Source organism: Ruegeria sp. CDSB086 (genome assembly GCF_059611065.1).
The window spans coordinates 59,470-76,206 of sequence record NZ_JBXWOV010000010.1 but is presented as its reverse complement, the minus strand read 5'-3'; the positions used below and the strand labels follow the sequence as shown (position 1 = coordinate 76,206).

The following is a 16,737-nucleotide window of genomic DNA, read 5'->3' as shown; positions in this document are numbered from 1 at the left end:
AGCTTTCCATGAATAAACTTGCTGTTCTCTCTGCCATTATTGCACTTGTGACCGTCGCTCTGTCAGGCGTGGCACATGCCCAGGGACGTCAATGCCTGTTTGACGGCGAGGTCTACGAAGACGGGGACCGCGTTGGTCCTTACCTGTGTGAAAATGGCGAGTGGATTCTGTCAGACTGATATTGTGATTGCCCATCCTGGCGCTTGGGCTTGCAATCTTGCAGTCGCTTGGCTATATGGCCGTTAACAGCGGCGTGTCGGGCTTCGGTCCGGGGCTCCACCGGAAAAGATCGACGGGCCGCGCGCCCGTTTTTTTGTGCCCGACTGACAGGGTAGAGTACCAGATGACAAATGACCTGATAGCCAAAGCAGCCATCGACCGGCGACTGGCCGAGATCATCACTCCCGTGATCGAGGATCTGGGGTATGAACTTGTGCGTATTCGCCTGATGAGCGGCAAACAAACCACGCTGCAGATCATGGCTGACAAGCCTGATGGCGGTATCGAAGTGGATGATTGCGCCGAGATCTCGAACGCGGTCAGCGCCACGTTGGATGTTGAGGATCCGATCCTTGACGCCTATGCGCTGGAAGTGTCCAGCCCCGGCATCGACCGCCCCCTGACCCGTCTCAAGGACTTTGAGGCGTTCGAAGGATATGAGGCCAAGATCGAAACCGCCGAACTGATCGACGGACGCCGCCGTTTTAAAGGTGAGCTGGCCGGGATCGAGGGAGATGAGGTCCTGATCAATCTCACCGAGGGGGACGAGACGATCACCATCGGACTGCAATTCGACTGGCTGAGCGACGCCAAGCTGGTCCTGACCGACGACCTGATCAAGGAAATGCTGCGCCAGCGCAAAGACGCCGGTGCCCTGAACGAAAACGCTTTCGACGAGATTGAGACCGAAGGGTCCGAAGAGGAGACGAACTGATGGCAATCACCTCAGCCAACCAGCTGGAGCTGCTGCAGACCGCCGAGGCCGTGGCCCGCGAAAAGATGATCGACCCCGGTCTGGTTGTCGAAGCGATGGAGGAATCGCTCGCCCGTGCCGCCAAGAGCCGTTACGGCGCTGAAATGGACATCCGCGTCAGCATCGATCGCAAGACTGGCAAAGCAACATTCACCCGCGTTCGCACCGTGGTCGAAGATGAAGAGCTGGAAAACTATCAGGCCGAGATGACTGTCGAGCAGGCCAAGCAGTATATGGAAACGCCTTCAGTTGGTGACGTCTTCGTTGAAGAAGTGCCGCCAGTTGAAATGGGCCGTATCGCGGCACAATCCGCAAAGCAGGTGATCCTGCAGAAGGTTCGCGAAGCCGAGCGCGACCGTCAGTACGAAGATTTCAAGGATCGTGCGGGCACCATCATCAACGGTGCGGTCAAGCGCGAAGAGTTTGGCAATGTCATTGTCGATCTGGGCGGTGCTGAGGCCGTTCTACGCCGCAATGACAAGATCGGTCGCGAAAGCTATCGTCCGAATGACCGTGTTCGTGCCTATATCAAGGAAGTGCGTCGCGAAGTTCGTGGCCACCAGATCTTCCTGTCGCGCACCGCGCCGGAATTCATGGCCGAGCTGTTCAAGATGGAAGTGCCGGAAATCTATGACGGCATTATCGAGGTCAAGGCCGTGGCCCGTGACCCCGGTTCGCGCGCCAAGATCGCCGTGATTTCCTATGACGGCTCGATTGATCCCGTTGGTGCTTGCGTTGGTATGCGCGGCAGCCGCGTGCAGGCCGTTGTGAACGAGCTGCAGGGCGAAAAAATCGACATCATTCCGTGGAACGAAGATCAACCGACCTTCCTGGTGAATGCGCTGCAGCCTGCTGAGGTTTCCAAGGTGGTTCTGGACGAAGAAGCCGGCAAAATCGAGGTTGTGGTTCCCGAGGAACAGCTTTCGCTGGCCATCGGTCGCCGCGGTCAGAACGTGCGTCTGGCCAGCCAGCTGACTAATCTGGATATCGACATCATGACCGAGGCCGAAGAATCGGCGCGTCGTCAGAAAGAATTCGAAGCCCGCACCCAGCTGTTCATGGACAGCCTGGATCTGGATGAGTTCTTTGCTCAGTTGCTGGTGTCCGAAGGCTTCACCAACCTCGAAGAGGTAGCCTATGTGGAAATCGAAGAACTGCTGGTGATCGACGGCGTTGACGAAGGCACCGCGCAAGAGCTGCAAACACGGGCGCGCGAATATCTGGAAGCAAAGGCCAAGGCAGCTTTGGAAAGCGCCCGCGCGTTGGGTGCCGAAGACAGTCTTATTGAATTCGAAGGCCTGACACCCCAGATGGTTGAAGCGCTGGCCAAGGACGATGTGAAGAACCTGGAAGACTTCGCCACCTGCGCTGACTGGGAACTGGCCGGTGGTTGGACCACGGTCGACGGCCAGCGAATCAAAGATGACGGTGTTCTGGAACCTTTCGGTGTAACGCTGGAAGAGGCGCAGGATCTGGTCATGACAGCTCGGATCATGCTGGGCTGGGTCGATCCTGCTGAGTTGGAGCAGGCCGAAGAAGAAGTTACCGAAGAGGAGGCCGAGGCCTGATCTCAGGCTTCGGGTGGCGCAAATGGGTCGCGGTGGCGTCCATAAGGATCGGTCCGAAGGACCTGAACGCAAGTGCATCGCCACGGGCGAGGTTCAACCTAAATATGGGTTGATCCGCTTTGTGACGGGGCCGGATGGTCAGGTCTTTCCGGATGTCGCGGCAAAACTGCCGGGACGTGGCGTCTATGTCGCGGCGGATCGCAGCGCGCTGGACAAGGCCGTGGGCAAAAAGCTGTTTGCACGTGGTTTCAAGGCGCAAGTCAGTGTGCCCAACGATCTCGCGGATGAAGTTGAGCGTCAGATTGCGCGCCGTGTGATCGAGTTGGTGAGCCTTGCGCGCAAATCCGGTGATGCGATCGCCGGTTACGAAAAGGTCAAGACGTGGCTGGACCGGGAAGAGGCCCAGGTACTGATACAAGCCTCTGATGGATCAGGGCGCGGCAAGTCGAAACTGAGCACGCCGCACTTCGGAACATACATCGGCTGGCTGACGGCGGACGAGCTGGGACAGGCATTTGGGCGCCAAACCGTGATTCATGCGGCGCTCGCCTCTGGCGGACTCGCCAAACGTGTTGTAGAGGAAGCGCAGCGCCTGCGTGGCTTGCGCGAAACGGATGACGGCGGCAGGGGCCGCGCGGAAGGGTAAGAAGCTTTATGAGCGATAATGACGGCAAAAAGACATTGGGTCTTCGTGGCGGGGCACGCCCCGGAAATGTGAAACAAAGTTTCAGCCACGGACGTACCAAGAATGTCGTGGTGGAGACCAAACGCAAGCGCGTGGTGGTTCCCAAGCCGGGTGCCGGCAAGCCGGGTGGCGGAGCAACGCCCTCGGGTGATCCGTCGCGCCGCCCTGCCGGGATTTCCGATGCGGAGATGGCCCGCCGGATGAAGGCGCTGCAGGCCGCGAAGGCCCGTGAGGTCGAAGAGGCCGCCGCCCGCGAGGCAGCTGAAAAAGCGCGTGAAGAAGAGCGCGCCCGTCGTCGTGCGGAGCAAGAGGCCAAGGAACGCGAACAGCGCGAGGCCGAAGAACGTGCACGTGCCAAGGCCGAAGAAGAAGATCGCAAGCGCAAAGAGGCTGAAATAGCGGCCCAACGCGCAGCTGCTCCGGCTGCACCGGCAGAGCCCAAGGCGGCTGCTCCGCGCAGCCCGGCCAACAAGCCTGCACCGGCTGCAACGCCGCGGAAAAACGATCGCGAGCGTGAACAGCGCGGAAATCGTGGCAAAGGCCGTGATGACAACCGCCGGTCCGGCAAGCTGACACTGGGTCAGGCAACGGGCGGGGAAGGTAATCGTCACCGCTCTATGGCGGCGATGAAACGCAAGCAGGAGCGGGCGCGTCAGAAAGCCATGGGTGGTACGGTCGAGCGCGAAAAGGTAATCCGCGACGTACAGCTGCCCGAGGCGATCACGGTGTCAGAGCTGGCCAACCGTATGGCCGAGCGTGTGGCAGACGTTGTCAAATCGCTGATGAACATGGGCATGATGGTCACGCAGAACCAGACCATTGATGCCGATACCGCCGAGCTGATCATCGAAGAATTCGGTCACAAAGTGACCCGTGTCTCTGATTCGGATGTCGAGGACGTCATCAAAGAGGTCGAAGACGACGACAAAGATCTGAAATCGCGTCCGCCGGTCATCACCATCATGGGTCACGTTGACCACGGCAAAACCTCGCTGCTGGATGCGATCCGCGATGCGCGGGTTGTGGCAGGCGAAGCGGGTGGCATCACCCAGCACATCGGTGCTTATCAGGTGACAACCGATAGCGGCACCACACTGTCTTTCCTGGATACGCCGGGTCACGCGGCCTTTACCTCGATGCGCTCGCGCGGTGCTCAGGTCACGGATATCGTGGTTCTGGTTGTTGCCGCCGATGACGCGGTGATGCCGCAGACGGTCGAAGCGATCAACCACGCGAAAGCGGCCGGAGTGCCGATGATCGTGGCGATCAACAAGGTCGACAAGCCAGGCGCGAACCCGGACAAGGTGCGCACCGACCTGCTGCAGCACGAAGTCATCGTCGAGAAAATGTCGGGTGAGGTTCAGGACGTCGAAGTCTCTGCCATCACCGGTCAGGGCTTGGACGAGTTGCTGGAAGCCATCGCGTTGCAATCCGAGATTCTGGAGCTGAAAGCCAACCCGAATCGCGCCGCCCAGGGTGCCGTGATCGAGGCGCAGCTGGACGTGGGTCGCGGCCCGGTCGCGACTGTTCTGGTTCAGAACGGTACGCTACGTCAGGGCGATATCTTCGTCGTGGGTGAGCAATACGGTAAAGTCCGTGCGCTGATCAACGACAAGGGTGAACGCGTCAAGGAAGCTGGCCCCTCGGTTCCTGTCGAGGTTCTGGGTCTGAACGGCACGCCCGAAGCTGGCGACGTTCTGAACGTGACCGAGACCGAAGCGCAGGCCCGCGAGATCGCGGAATATCGCGAACAGGCCGCCAAGGACAAACGTGCCGCCGCTGGCGCCGCAACGACCCTTGAGCAGCTGATGCAGAAGGCCAAGGAAGACGAGAACGTCAACGAACTGCCAATTCTGATGAAAGCAGACGTTCAGGGCTCGGCTGAGGCCATCGTTCAGGCGATGGAGAAGATCGGCAACGACGAGGTACGCGTGCGCGTGCTGCACTCGGGCGTAGGTGCGATTACCGAAACCGATGTCGGCCTTGCCGAAGCATCCGGTGCGCCGATCCTGGGCTTCAACGTGCGTGCCAATGCGTCGGCACGGAATACCGCGAACCAGAAGGGTGTGGAAATCCGCTACTACTCGGTGATCTACGATCTGGTCGATGACGTGAAAGCCGCCGCATCCGGCCTGCTGAGCGCCGAGATCCGCGAAAAGTTCATCGGTTACGCCGAGATCCGCGAAGTCTTCAAGGTTACAGGCGTCGGCAAAGTTGCTGGCTGTCTGGTCACCGAAGGCGTGGCGCGTCGTTCCGCAGGTGTCCGCCTGCTGCGCGACAACGTGGTGATCCACGAAGGCACGCTGAAGACGCTGAAACGCTTCAAGGACGAAGTGGCCGAGGTTCAGTCAGGTCAGGAATGCGGGATGGCGTTCGAGAACTACGACGATATCCGTGCAGGCGACGTGATCGAAATCTTCGAACGCGAAGAGGTCACCCGGACGCTGGATTGATCCGGTAGTACAGTAAAACAGAAAACAGCGGCTCACTCGGGCCGCTGTTTTATTTTTGTGAATGATTGCAAGCCTTTGATTGTGCGTATGAGATTCTCTGAATCCAGTCAGTACGGTGCGTTTTACAATCCTGCCCTAATTATGAGATGAGTCTGACTTCAAGGTCGGCTATGCGGACAAAGCCGACCTTGCAGAAAAGTGAGGGAATCCTTGAAAAAGCTTGCTTCCGCTGGGATGGTTTCTCCGACAGAATTTTCTGAGGAATTTAGAATGCATTTTCCCAAACTTGCGGCGGTTTCGTCGATTTTTCTCACTATAGCCAGTTCGCAAGCGCTCTCCCAGGATGGGGGGCCGATACTGTTCACAAACGTCAACGTGTTTGATGGTGTGAATGAGGAAATGATTACAAATGCCTATGTTGTTGTAACCGACAATCTGATCACAGATGTGTCCTCAGAACCCCTCGCCGTCGCCAATGGTATCGTCATCGATGGCGGCGGGCGAACGTTGATGCCGGGCCTGATCGACGTACACTGGCACACGCTTTACTGTTGCAATCCGCAGAGTGTGGTTGTGACCGGCGATATTCTTGAGGTCGCGGTGCGGGGTGCCATCGGGTCCGAAGGCACGTTAATGCGCGGCTTTACAACGGTGCGCGACGTTGGCGGCAATTCATTTGCCATAAAACGGATGATTGACGCAGGCGAGATCGAAGGCCCCCGTATCCTGCCGTCCGGCCCACCCGTGACACAAACCGGCGGCCACTTTGACTATCGCCCCTACCAAGCGGTTCCGACGAACGGCGCGGATTCGCAATGGTACTGGTACAGCGTTGGTTTGATGGCGCAAGCTGATGGTGTTCCGGAAGTGGTCAAACGCGCGCGTGAGATCATGCGCATGGGTGCAACCCAACTTAAGATTTCCACCGGTGGCGGGGTGTCATCCACCTATGATCCTCTGGATGTACGCCAATACACCAAGGCCGAAATCGAGGCTTTTGTAGAGGTGGCCGACACCTACAACACTTATGTTGCATCTCATGTCTTCACGGACGAGGCTGTGGAAATTGCCGTTGCCGCTGGCGTTAAGTCCATCGAGCATGGTTTTTTGATGAGCCGCGAAACGATGGAACTGATGCGCGACAACGACGTGTGGTTGTCTGTGCAGCCTCTTCTGGATGACGAGGATGGCTTTTCTTTCGACGACCCTGTCAGCCAGCAGAAATGGATCGACGTCACCAACGGCACAGATTTCACCTATAAAACTGCGAAAGATGTTGGTGTGAAAGTCGCCTTTGGCACCGATATCCTGTTCGATCCCAAACTGGCCGAACGTCAGGGTGCGTTCCTTGCCAAATTGCAGCGCTGGTACACGCCATTCGAGGTGCTGAAAATGGCGACTTCAACCAATGCTGAACTGCTCAAACTCTCAGGCCCGCGCCACCCTTATCAACAAGGTGACCTGGGTGTGATCGCAAAGGGCGCTTATGCCGACTTAATCCTGGTGGACGGCAATCCGCTGCAAGATATCGACCTGATCGCAGACCCGCATGAGAATTTCGATCTGATCATGAAAGACGGCAAAGTCTACAAGAACACGCTGGAATGAGTTCCAGATGAAGTCCTTTGCTCAAAGCCAATTTTGTAACGACTGCGTTGGGCTCGAACCGGGCGTTCGAAGCTTGGCTACAAAGATAAGGTTTGTAATGGTTGTGTTAATTTCCCGGGAAAATATCAAATCAGTTGATTTTCGATGCCTTTGACTACCGATTTGCCGGCAAAAACGTCCCTCGATGCATGATGATATCGAAGTGCTGCATGCCCTTTTGCAAATCGAAACTGACCGAATGCCCGCCTTTGCGCAGAGCTTCCGCATAATCACGACTTTGGCGGATGAATTCCGGCGTGTCCCGTTCCGCCACTGTCACGTGATAGCGTGGGCCGGGGGGTGGCAGGTGCAGGATCGGGGACAGATCGTGCACCTCGACCGGGGTCAACTGCAGCGGGTCGTTCACCGAGGTCAGGCTGATCGGTTCCAGATCATAGACGCCGCTGATCAGAATAACATCGCGCACGCGCAATCCTGCGCGGGCCAACGCATCCGCCGAGGTCGCCATGACCATGGCCACCAGATGCGCGCCAGCACTGTGTCCCGATAGGGTGATCCGCGACGGATCAAAGCCCAGATTGAACGCGTTCTCTGCCAGCCAAAGCAGGGCATCGCGGCATTCGTTGACCATCTGATCCAGCCGCGCATCCGGGGCCAACGTGTAATTCAACGTGGCAAAGGATTGCTCGGCCTCAATCAGCGCAGGAGCCATCATCGCCGATTCTCGTTGGCTGAGCGCTTGCCAATATCCGCCGTGAACAAAGACGTGCAGAGGCGCACCTGCTCCTTTCGCGGGAAAGAAATCCAGCACTTGCGCCGGCGAATCGCCATAGGCGACGTTTTCCTTCACGTCCATCCTCGCCCGGTGCTGCGCGCTGAGTGCGGTATAGCTGTCTAGATAGGGTGTCAGATCGCCACCGATCATCGAACTAGGGGCGTATTCACGCTCCAGCTCATCCTGAGAGAACCCTCGATACAGCATCGCCTACTCCTGCCCCGCATACATCAATTCGGTGCGCACATCGTAGAGGTCGTGGAAGAAGCGTAAATCCAGGGCCTTGCGCAGAAAGGACACGCCGCTGGATCCACCCGTGCCGGGTTGGTTGCCGATGACACGTTCCACAGCCGTGACATGGTCAAAACGCCAGCGTTGGAACAGGGATTCGACGTCCATCAGCTTTTCGGCTAGCGCATAAAGATCCCAATAACGGTCCGTGTTGCGGAACACCTGCCCCCATATCTTCACCACGCGGTTGTCGCCGGAATAAGGCTGCGCATAGTCCCGGTTCAGTAAATCATCGGGCACATCGAAACCTTGACGGGACAACATATGCAGCACCTCGTCATACAAGGACGGTTTTGTCAGCGCGGCATTCAGTAAGCTCATGACCTCGGCGTCATGTTCGTGCACTTTCAGGGTCGAGGCATCTTTGTTGCCCAGAATAAATTCGATCTGACGATAGCCGTAGCTTTGGAAGCCCGACGAACTGCCCAATGCCTCGCGGAAGGTCATGTAGTCGGCCGGCGTCATGGTCAACAACGTCTCCCAAGCCGAGATCAGCTGGCGCTGAATCGCCTTGACCCGGTCGAGGTTCTTCATCGCGGGGCCGAATTCATCCTGTTGCAGGAACCGGCGCACCTCGACCAGTTGGTGATGCATCAGTTTCAGCCACAGCTCGCTGACCTGATGGATGACGATGAACAGCATTTCATCCGGCTGCGCAGGGTCCTGAAAGGTCTTTTGCAAGTTCAGCAGGGTTTTGAGCTGCAGAAAATCGCCATAGCTCTTGCGATGGGTTTCCGCGAAATCGGTGACCAGAGTGTCCTCGATTCCACGCTCAAGATACCGATGATCCTTATCGCCCATTTGCTCCTCCAAACGCATGAGTTCGCCCCTGTTTAGGGTCTAAATCAGCGCACTTCCAGAGCGTTAAGTCCAGTCCAGAACCACTTTGCCGGATTGGCCGGATTTCATCGCGGCAAAGCCTTCGGCGAAATCGTCGACTTTCATGTGGTGCGTGATGACCCGGCTGACATCCAGACCGTTCTGCAGCATCGCAATCATTTTGTACCAGGTCTCGAACATTTCGCGCCCATAAACGCCTTTGATGGTAATCGCTTTGAACACGATGCGGGACCAGTCCACCGGAGACTTTCCGGGCGGAATACCCAGCAAAGCGATCTTGCCGCCCATCACCAGAGCCTCGACCATCTGGTCCAGCGCAGCTTGTGAGCCGGACATTTCCAAGCCCACATCGAACCCCTGCTGCATGCCGAGTTCGGCAATGACGTCCTGCAGGTCTTCCTTGCTGACATCCACCGTCCGCAGGGTCGGCACGACATGTTCGGCCAGTCTCAGACGATCCGGGTTGATATCTGTGATCACCACATGCCGCGCCCCGGCATGGCGCGCGACTGCGGCAGCCATAATGCCGATGGGGCCCGCGCCGGTGATCAGAACATCCTCACCCAGCAGATCAAAGCTGAGCGCGGTGTGCACTGCGTTGCCGAGGGGGTCGAGGATGGCTCCGATCTCGTCTGGCACGTCCTCGGGCAAGGGTACCACATTAAAAGCGGGTAGTTTCAGGTATTGGGCAAAGGCACCTTGTTCGTTGACCCCGATCCCACGGGTGCCCGGATCCAGATGAAACTTCCCGGCTCGGCTTTGGCGGCTGTCGTTGGTGATCAGGTGGCCCTCGCCAGAACAACGCTGGCCGATCTCCAGACCGGACACATTGCGGCCGATCTCGACGATCTCACCCGCAAACTCGTGGCCGGTAATCATCGGAATTGGCACTGTGGCCGCGGCCCAGTCATCCCAATTCCAGATGTGGATATCTGTCCCGCAGATGCCGGTTTTGTTGATGCGGATCAGAACCTCGTCCGCATTAATTTCAGGCACAGGGGCCTGCACCATCCAAAGACCTTCTTCAGGTTTGGACTTTTCCAGAGCTTTCATTGTGTTGGGTCGCATCAGATCACTCCCAATTCCTTGCCGACCTTACCAAAGGCTGCCAGCGCACGGTCCAATTCATTCTTTGTTAGAGCCGCATTCAATTGGGTTCTGATCCTTGCTTGCCCACGCGGGACGACGGGAAAAAAGAAGCCCGAGACATAGACGCCTTCGTCAAACAGTCGCGACGCCATTTCTTGCGCCAGCGTTGCTTCTCCCAGCATGACAGGGATGATCGGATGCTCACCGGGCAGCAGATCGAAGCCCAGCTTCTCAAGCCCCGCGCGCCAGTATTTGGCATTGCCGACCAGTTGGGCACGCAGCATGTCGCCCTCTTCAACCAGACGGATTGCCTCAATTCCTGCGGCGACGATGGAAGGTGGCAGCGAATTCGAGAACAGATAGGGCCGCGCCCGCTGCCGTAGCAGATCAATCACTGGCTGCGGCCCGGCGATATAGCCGCCGATTGCTCCCCCAAGTGCCTTGCCCAAGGTTCCCGTCAGAATATCGACGTCGACATCGAAATGATCCGGTGTTCCTGCACCCCTCGGTCCCATGAAGCCGGTGGCGTGACAGTCATCGACCATGACAATGGCGTCATATATATCGGCCAATTCGCGAATTTTCGGCAGGTTGGCCAGATAGCCATCCATCGAGAACACGCCATCGGTCGCGATCATGATATGCCGCGCCCCATCCTCACGCGCCTGCTTTAGCCAGGCCTCCAAATCGTTCATGTCATTGTTCAGGTAGCGGTAGCGCTTGGCTTTACACAGCCGCACACCGTCGATGATCGAGGCGTGATTCAGGCTGTCCGAGATAATGGCGTCTTCAGACCCTAACAAGGGCTCGAACAGCCCGCCATTGGCGTCAAAGCACGCTGCAAACAGGATCGAATCATCCTTGTTCAGAAACTTTGCCAGCTTCTGCTCCAACTCTCGGTGAATGTCCTGCGTGCCGCAGATGAACCGGACCGAGGCCATGCCGAACCCCTTGGGTTCCATCGCACCCTTGGCGGCCTCGATCAACGCGGGGTGATCAGCCAGACCCAGATAGTTGTTGGCGCACAAGTTGATCACCTGCTTACCGCCCACCGTAATCTCACCTCCCTGAGGCGAGGTGATCATTCGTTCGCGTTTGTACAGACCCTCAGATTCGATCTGCGCGAGGGTGTCCGTTATGTGGGACAGGAATGCATCAGCCATGGCGGTCTCCGTTTGTCTGAGTCGCATATCTAACATAGCGGATATAATTCCCAAATAGGGGAATTACAATATACGGGAAAAAAATCCGTGAACGCGGATTTTCGCCGATATCAGGCGTTTTTAACGATCAGGAAGACCCGCGCAGGCCCGTTGGCAACGATCGAATGCGCGACATCCGCTGCATAGCGTGCGGTGTCACCGTGTTGCAGATCACTGAAAGCCGTACCGGAAGTCACACGCACGGCGCCTTCAAGCACAGTCAACTGTTCTCTGGCTCCACGGGCGTGGGGCTGGCTGTTTAGAGCGCCGTCTTTGTCGAACTCAATATCGTAGACCTCGTGACCACCTGCTTCCTCGGGCGGTGAAAGAATGCGAATCCGGCAGTTTTGGCCCATGTTGTCGATGCTGGGCACCTCGGATTTCCTAAGGACTTCGATCTGGTTCGCGCTGTTCGCTTCCTCCAGAAGACCCGCGAAATCCACCTGTAGCGCACGGGTCAGGTTCCACAGGGTCGAGATCGTCGGGCTGCTTTCGCCGCGCTCGATCTGGCTGACCATGGATCGGGAGACGCCGCTGAGGTTTGCCACGGCTTCAAGCGACAAGCCCTTGGCACGGCGGGCCTCTTTCAGGCGTGCGGGCAGGCGTGTCAGGATATCATCTGGGTTTTCCGTCATGACGGAATCTCATGCGCGTTTGTCCGTCATATGTCAATTCTGCTTGTGACGGTACGTTCCATAGGACAGCCTGATGCCGCAGATGCATAATTCCGTCAAAGTCCGGAGGAGTAGAGACATGAAAGACATCGTGATTCTTGATGGTGCCCGCACGGCGATCGGCACCTTTGGCGGGGCATTGGCCTCAACCGCGCCGATTGATCTTGCGACCGTGGTGACGGAAGCGGCAATGGAACGTTCAGGGGTCGAGCCGACCCAGATCGGCAGCGTTGTTTTTGGTCATGTTATCAACACCGAGCCACGCGACTTGTACCTGTCGCGCGCCGCTGCAAAACAAGCGGGCATTCCGAACGAAACACCTGCGATGAATGTGAACCGCCTGTGCGGGTCGGGAGCGCAGGCGATTGTGTCCGCTGTACAGTCTCTGATGTTGGGTGATGCAGAATTTGCCGTGGCCGGAGGTGCCGAAAGCATGTCGCGCAGCCCCTACATCGTTCCTCAGGCGCGCTGGGGTGCGAAGATGGGGGATGTTAAATCGCTCGATATGATGCTGGGTGCCCTGAATTGTCCCTTTGGCACCGGTCATATGGGTGTGACAGCCGAGAACGTGGCGGATGAACATCAGATCACGCGTGAGCAAATGGACGAATTTGCCCTTGCCAGCCAGGCGCGGGCTGCTGCTGCGATTGGGGCTGGCTATTTTGAAAGCCAGATCGCGCCGGTGCAGGTCAAAGTCAAACGTGACATGGTCGACTTCACGGTTGACGAACACCCCAAGCAGACCTCGGCCGAAGCGCTGGCAGGACTGCGTCCGGCGTTCAAGAAGGACGGCCGGGTGACGGCTGGGAACGCGTCCGGCATCAATGACGGTGCCGCCGCGATGGTTCTGGCTACGGCAGAGGCTGCTGAGAAAGCAGGTCTGAAACCCAAGGCGCGCATTCTGGGATATGGCCACGCCGGTGTTCGCCCCGAGGTCATGGGGATCGGACCGGTTCCGGCTGTACAGAACCTGTTGGCGCGTACGGGCCTGTCGATTGAGGATTTCGATGTGATCGAAAGCAACGAGGCCTTCGCGTCGCAAGCCTTGGCCGTAAACAAAGAACTGGGGCTGGATGCCGCCAAGGTGAATCCGAACGGGGGGGCAATTGCTTTGGGGCACCCGGTGGGCGCTACAGGCGCGATTATCACCCTTAAGGCGTTGTATGAGTTGGAACGCATCGGGGGATCGAAGGGCCTGGTCACGATGTGCATTGGTGGCGGACAGGGTATCGCCATTGCCTTCGAGCGGATCTGATCCGGATCGGGCAGAGGGGGGGCTGTCTGCCCCCCATCGCGCTTGCGCGATTCCCCCCGAGGATGTTTTGGCCAGGTGAAACTGGCGGATTTGCCTTAGGTGAAGGCTGTTAGGAGCAGGACAATTGCGGCGCCAGCAGCGGCGCCGATGGTTGCCGGAAGAATGGCCGCCGATAGGCCTCTGTTTTGAGTGTCGTCCTTATGCGTCTGCGCGATCAGCGCATTTTCCACCAAAGCGGGCAGGCGCGGGCCGAAGCGGGCCAGCACCATGGCAGTTTTGCCAAAATCCCGTAGTGCTGCGCGGGGACCGATGGATTGCTTGATGTAATCTTCGACAACCGGACGGGCGACTTCCCAGATGTTGATGCGCGAGTCCAGCGACCGCGCCACGCCTTCGACGACCACCATTGTCCGTTGCAGCAGGATCAGTTCCGTGCGGGTTTCCATGCCGAACCGTTCTGTCACCTCGAACAGGTAATTCAGTAGGCGTCCCATCGAAATATGAGTGGCATCCATGCCAAAGATAGGCTCTCCGACCGCGCGCAAGGCGCGGGCAAACTCGTCGACGTCCCTGTCGGCAGGAACATAGCCAGCTTCGAAATGCACTTCGGCCACGCGTTTGTAGTCGCGGCGAATAAAGCCAAAGAGGATCTCGGCATAAACCCGGCGGGTATATTCGTCGATATGACCCATGATGCCATAGTCGTAGGCAATGATGTCCCCGTTGGCCGCGACCTTCAGGTTGCCCTGATGCATGTCAGCGTGGAAAAAACCGTCACGCAGTGCGTGCAGCAGGAACAAGCGCAGCACGCGTTCCGCCAGGTCGCCGCGGTCGTGCCCGGCGGCGTCCAGTGCGGCATTGTCGCCCAGCGGAACGCCGTCGGCCCAGCTGAGCGTCATCACGCGGCGGGCGGACAGGGACCAGACGACCGGGGGCAGCCAGAAGCCTGCGTCGTTCTTGGTGTTGGCCGCATATTCTGATGCGGCAGCGCTTTCCAGCCGCAGATCGAGCTCGCCGCGTACGACGCCGTCGAAATGTTCGATAACCTCCATCGGGCGCAGGCGGCGCGCACCGGGGGCGAATAGCTGCACGATGCGTGCGGCGAAATAAAATGCGTCTACATCCTTGCGGAAGGCGCGTTCAATGTTCGGGCGTAGAACTTTGACGGCGACGTCTTCGCCGGTGCTAACCAGCTTGGCCTTGTGGACCTGAGCAATCGAGGCCGCGGCGATGGGTTCACTGAATTCGCTGAACACTTCGGATACCGGCTGGCCCAGTTCCTTTTCAACCTCGGTCATGGCTTCGGCTTTAGAGAACGGGGGAAGCTTGTCCTGCAGCACGCGCAATTGTTCGGCCAACTCATCCCCGACCACATCGGGACGGGTCGATAGTACCTGACCAAACTTGATGTATGCCGGCCCAAGCGCCGTCAGCGCCCTTGTGGCGGGGGGCATGTCAGGATCGCCTTTGTACCCCAGCCATTGGAACGGTTTTCCCAAAGCATGCGCCAGAAACCGCAGTGCGCGCGGAGCCTCGAACGCGTCCAGCACAACGTTCATGGCGCCTGTGCGCTCAAGAGTGGCGCCTGTGCGGATCAGGCGAATGATGTTGTGTGGTCCGCGCATCAGATTTTCCAGCCGGAATGCAGCGCGGCGATGCCCATGCTCAGGTTGCGGTACTTGGCATTTTCAAATCCGGCCGCGCGGACCATGCCCAGAAACGTTTCCTGATCCGGGAAATTGCGGATCGATTCGACCAAGTATTGATAGCTGTCGTAGTCATTGGCGATGAGTTTCCCCATACGCGGGATGACGTTGAAGCTGTAAAGATCGTAGAGCTTTTGCAGCCCGTCATTAGGCAATTGACTGAATTCCAGCACCATCAGTCGGCCGCCGGGTTTCAACACACGGAATGCTTCGTTCAGGGCCTCCTGCGGGCGGGTCACGTTCCGGATGCCAAACGAGATGGTGTAGACGTCGAATGTGTTGTCGTCGAAGGGCAGAGCCATCGCGTCGCCGACCACCCAGTTCAGGCTGTCGGCCATCTGGTCGGCCTCGGCGCGCTGTCGGCCTTCGACCAGCATCGGTTCGGTCAGGTCCAGCACGGTAGCATGGCCATAGCCCGCGCGTTTCAAAAAGCGGAACGAGATATCTCCGGTGCCACCTGCGACATCCAGCAGGCGCTGGCCTGGGCGCGGCGCAAGCCAGTCCATCATCGCGTCTTTCCAGACCCGGTGAATGCCCATCGACATGACATCGTTCATCACGTCATATTTCGAGGCGACCGAGTTAAACACGCCCTGTACACGCCCGGCCTTTTCAGCCTCACGTACGGTTTCGAACCCAAAATGAGTGGTCTTGTCGCTGTTGTCGGACATTAGCCTTGCCGTTTTTCGAATTTCGCCTCTGTTATAGGGCTCTGGAACCGGGGCACAATGCGGCCCTTTGGAATAGGAGCCGTGTAATGCCGGAATTGCCCGAGGTCGAGACAGTAAGACGCGGCCTGAGCCCAGCGATGGAAGGCGTGGTGATCGACCGGGCAGATGTGAATCGCCCCGATCTGCGCTGGCCTTTCCCTGAACGGATGGCCGAGCGGTTGACCGGGCAGACGGTTCAAAAATTGCGTCGTCGGTCAAAATACATTCTTGCCGATCTCAGCAGTGGTGAAACCTTGTTGATCCATTTGGGCATGTCAGGCCGGATGACCGTATCCGGCGATCCGCTTGGGCAATTCGTGCATGAACATCCGATAACCCAAAAACATGACCATGTGGTCTTTCACATGGCGAATGGCGCACGTGTCACGTTCAACGATCCGCGCCGGTTTGGTGCGATGGACCTATTGCAGACAGCAACTGCGGACGATCACAAGCTGCTGTCTGTCCTCGGGCCTGAACCTTTGGGTAATGATTTTCACGAACAACATCTGATCGATGCGTTTCGGGGAAAGAACACTCCGATCAAATCGGCGCTGCTGGATCAGGGAATCGTTGCCGGCCTGGGCAATATCTACGTGTGCGAGGCGCTATTTCGAGCCGGAGTGTCGCCACGTCGCAAAGCCGGCCAAATTTCTGCGACCCGAGTCGCAGCACTTGTTCCGATCATCAGGAAGGTATTGCAGGACGCCATCGAAGCAGGTGGATCTTCCCTACGCGATTTCCGCCAAGCCGATGGAGAACTTGGATATTTTCAGCACAGCTTTGACGTCTATGGCCGTGAGGGAGAACCCTGCAGGACTGACGGTTGTGGGGCTCCAATCAAAAGAATCACCCAGTCCGGTCGCTCATCCTTCTACTGTGCGCAATGCCAAAGATAGCTTGATCCA

At 57.9% G+C, this 16,737-nt stretch carries 15 protein-coding genes; 8 read left to right on the top strand and 7 right to left on the bottom strand.

The genetic code is table 11. The features are described 5' to 3' along the window. Positions 1-8 precede the first annotated feature (8 nt). The 6 genes from AC2FIO_RS18980 to AC2FIO_RS18955 all read left to right on the top strand — a co-directional run bounded on the left by AC2FIO_RS18980 (position 9) and on the right by AC2FIO_RS18955 (position 7,287). Positions 9-179, top strand: a complete 171-nt coding sequence (locus AC2FIO_RS18980; protein WP_472722368.1) for a hypothetical protein — start codon at positions 9-11, stop codon at positions 177-179. A 164-nt stretch (positions 180-343) separates the two neighbouring features. Continuing rightward, positions 344-934, top strand: coding sequence for a ribosome maturation factor RimP (gene rimP, locus AC2FIO_RS18975; protein WP_058272983.1), 591 nt, complete (start codon positions 344-346; stop codon positions 932-934). Continuing rightward, positions 934-2,541 carry a transcription termination factor NusA gene (gene nusA, locus AC2FIO_RS18970; protein ID WP_282152819.1) on the top strand — a complete coding sequence of 536 codons (1,608 nt, stop codon included), beginning with the start codon at positions 934-936 and terminating at the stop codon, positions 2,539-2,541. Before rimP ends, nusA begins: the two co-directional genes overlap by 1 nt. A gap of 22 nt (positions 2,542-2,563) precedes the next feature. Further along, positions 2,564-3,187 (top strand): RNA-binding protein, encoded by a 624-nt coding sequence (locus tag AC2FIO_RS18965; RefSeq protein ID WP_058272981.1) that lies wholly within the window; start codon positions 2,564-2,566, stop codon positions 3,185-3,187. 8 nt (positions 3,188-3,195) lie between these two features. Next, positions 3,196-5,679, top strand: a complete 2,484-nt coding sequence (gene infB, locus AC2FIO_RS18960) for a translation initiation factor IF-2 (RefSeq protein ID WP_058272980.1) — start codon at positions 3,196-3,198, stop codon at positions 5,677-5,679. Between the two features lie 270 nt (positions 5,680-5,949). Then, a complete protein-coding gene (locus AC2FIO_RS18955) occupies positions 5,950-7,287 on the top strand; it encodes a metal-dependent hydrolase family protein (protein WP_282120893.1) in 1,338 nt (445 codons plus the stop codon). A 154-nt stretch (positions 7,288-7,441) separates the two neighbouring features. Here AC2FIO_RS18955 and AC2FIO_RS18950 read toward each other — a convergent pair whose 3' ends face one another. The 5 genes from AC2FIO_RS18950 to AC2FIO_RS18930 form a co-directional block, all read right to left on the bottom strand. Further along, entirely contained in the window at positions 7,442-8,269 is an 828-nt protein-coding gene (locus AC2FIO_RS18950) for an alpha/beta hydrolase (RefSeq protein ID WP_282120892.1), read from the bottom strand. A gap of 3 nt (positions 8,270-8,272) precedes the next feature. After that, positions 8,273-9,154 (bottom strand): tryptophan 2,3-dioxygenase, encoded by an 882-nt coding sequence (locus tag AC2FIO_RS18945; RefSeq protein ID WP_282120891.1) that lies wholly within the window; start codon positions 9,152-9,154, stop codon positions 8,273-8,275. Between the two features lie 63 nt (positions 9,155-9,217). Then, positions 9,218-10,246 carry an L-threonine 3-dehydrogenase gene (gene tdh, locus AC2FIO_RS18940; RefSeq protein ID WP_282170894.1) on the bottom strand — a complete coding sequence of 343 codons (1,029 nt, stop codon included), beginning with the start codon at positions 10,244-10,246 and terminating at the stop codon, positions 9,218-9,220. A gap of 14 nt (positions 10,247-10,260) precedes the next feature. Next, positions 10,261-11,445 carry a glycine C-acetyltransferase gene (locus AC2FIO_RS18935; RefSeq protein WP_496699602.1) on the bottom strand — a complete coding sequence of 395 codons (1,185 nt, stop codon included), beginning with the start codon at positions 11,443-11,445 and terminating at the stop codon, positions 10,261-10,263. 110 nt (positions 11,446-11,555) lie between these two features. Next, positions 11,556-12,119, bottom strand: a complete 564-nt coding sequence (locus AC2FIO_RS18930) for a helix-turn-helix domain-containing protein (protein WP_496699600.1) — start codon at positions 12,117-12,119, stop codon at positions 11,556-11,558. Between the two features lie 118 nt (positions 12,120-12,237). Here AC2FIO_RS18930 and AC2FIO_RS18925 point away from each other — a divergent pair, with 118 nt between their 5' ends. Further along, positions 12,238-13,413, top strand: coding sequence for an acetyl-CoA C-acyltransferase family protein (locus AC2FIO_RS18925; protein WP_496699598.1), 1,176 nt, complete (start codon positions 12,238-12,240; stop codon positions 13,411-13,413). Positions 13,414-13,508: 95 nt separating this feature from the next. Here the strand turns inward: AC2FIO_RS18925 and ubiB are convergent, their stop codons facing one another. Both ubiB and ubiE read right to left on the bottom strand, forming a co-directional pair. Beyond that, complete coding sequence (gene ubiB, locus AC2FIO_RS18920; RefSeq protein ID WP_496699596.1) at positions 13,509-15,038, bottom strand: 2-polyprenylphenol 6-hydroxylase; 1,530 nt, start codon at positions 15,036-15,038, stop codon at positions 13,509-13,511. Further along, entirely contained in the window at positions 15,038-15,790 is a 753-nt protein-coding gene (ubiE, locus tag AC2FIO_RS18915; protein WP_058272973.1) for a bifunctional demethylmenaquinone methyltransferase/2-methoxy-6-polyprenyl-1,4-benzoquinol methylase UbiE, read from the bottom strand. The genes ubiB and ubiE overlap by 1 nt, the downstream gene beginning before the upstream one ends. An 86-nt stretch (positions 15,791-15,876) precedes the next feature. On the opposite strand from ubiE, the gene mutM reads away from it, so the two are divergent. Beyond that, a complete protein-coding gene (gene mutM / locus AC2FIO_RS18910; RefSeq protein ID WP_109311257.1) occupies positions 15,877-16,728 on the top strand; it encodes a bifunctional DNA-formamidopyrimidine glycosylase/DNA-(apurinic or apyrimidinic site) lyase in 852 nt (283 codons plus the stop codon). The last annotated feature ends 9 nt before the right edge of the window (positions 16,729-16,737 follow it).

What these genes read in the sequence shown, in the direction of transcription:
- AC2FIO_RS18980 (WP_472722368.1), top strand. Translation starts at nt 9, where the DNA reads ATGAATAAACTTGCTGTTCTCTCTGCCATTATTGCACTTGTGACCGTC.
- rimP (WP_058272983.1), top strand. Translation starts at nt 344, where the DNA reads ATGACAAATGACCTGATAGCCAAAGCAGCCATCGACCGGCGACTGGCC.
- nusA (WP_282152819.1), top strand. Translation starts at nt 934, where the DNA reads ATGGCAATCACCTCAGCCAACCAGCTGGAGCTGCTGCAGACCGCCGAG.
- AC2FIO_RS18965 (WP_058272981.1), top strand. Translation starts at nt 2,564, where the DNA reads ATGGGTCGCGGTGGCGTCCATAAGGATCGGTCCGAAGGACCTGAACGC.
- infB (WP_058272980.1), top strand. Translation starts at nt 3,196, where the DNA reads ATGAGCGATAATGACGGCAAAAAGACATTGGGTCTTCGTGGCGGGGCA.
- AC2FIO_RS18955 (WP_282120893.1), top strand. Translation starts at nt 5,950, where the DNA reads ATGCATTTTCCCAAACTTGCGGCGGTTTCGTCGATTTTTCTCACTATA.
- AC2FIO_RS18950 (WP_282120892.1), bottom strand. Translation starts at nt 8,269, where the DNA reads ATGCTGTATCGAGGGTTCTCTCAGGATGAGCTGGAGCGTGAATACGCC.
- AC2FIO_RS18945 (WP_282120891.1), bottom strand. Translation starts at nt 9,154, where the DNA reads ATGGGCGATAAGGATCATCGGTATCTTGAGCGTGGAATCGAGGACACT.
- tdh (WP_282170894.1), bottom strand. Translation starts at nt 10,246, where the DNA reads ATGAAAGCTCTGGAAAAGTCCAAACCTGAAGAAGGTCTTTGGATGGTG.
- AC2FIO_RS18935 (WP_496699602.1), bottom strand. Translation starts at nt 11,445, where the DNA reads ATGGCTGATGCATTCCTGTCCCACATAACGGACACCCTCGCGCAGATC.
- AC2FIO_RS18930 (WP_496699600.1), bottom strand. Translation starts at nt 12,119, where the DNA reads ATGACGGAAAACCCAGATGATATCCTGACACGCCTGCCCGCACGCCTG.
- AC2FIO_RS18925 (WP_496699598.1), top strand. Translation starts at nt 12,238, where the DNA reads ATGAAAGACATCGTGATTCTTGATGGTGCCCGCACGGCGATCGGCACC.
- ubiB (WP_496699596.1), bottom strand. Translation starts at nt 15,038, where the DNA reads ATGCGCGGACCACACAACATCATTCGCCTGATCCGCACAGGCGCCACT.
- ubiE (WP_058272973.1), bottom strand. Translation starts at nt 15,790, where the DNA reads ATGTCCGACAACAGCGACAAGACCACTCATTTTGGGTTCGAAACCGTA.
- mutM (WP_109311257.1), top strand. Translation starts at nt 15,877, where the DNA reads ATGCCGGAATTGCCCGAGGTCGAGACAGTAAGACGCGGCCTGAGCCCA.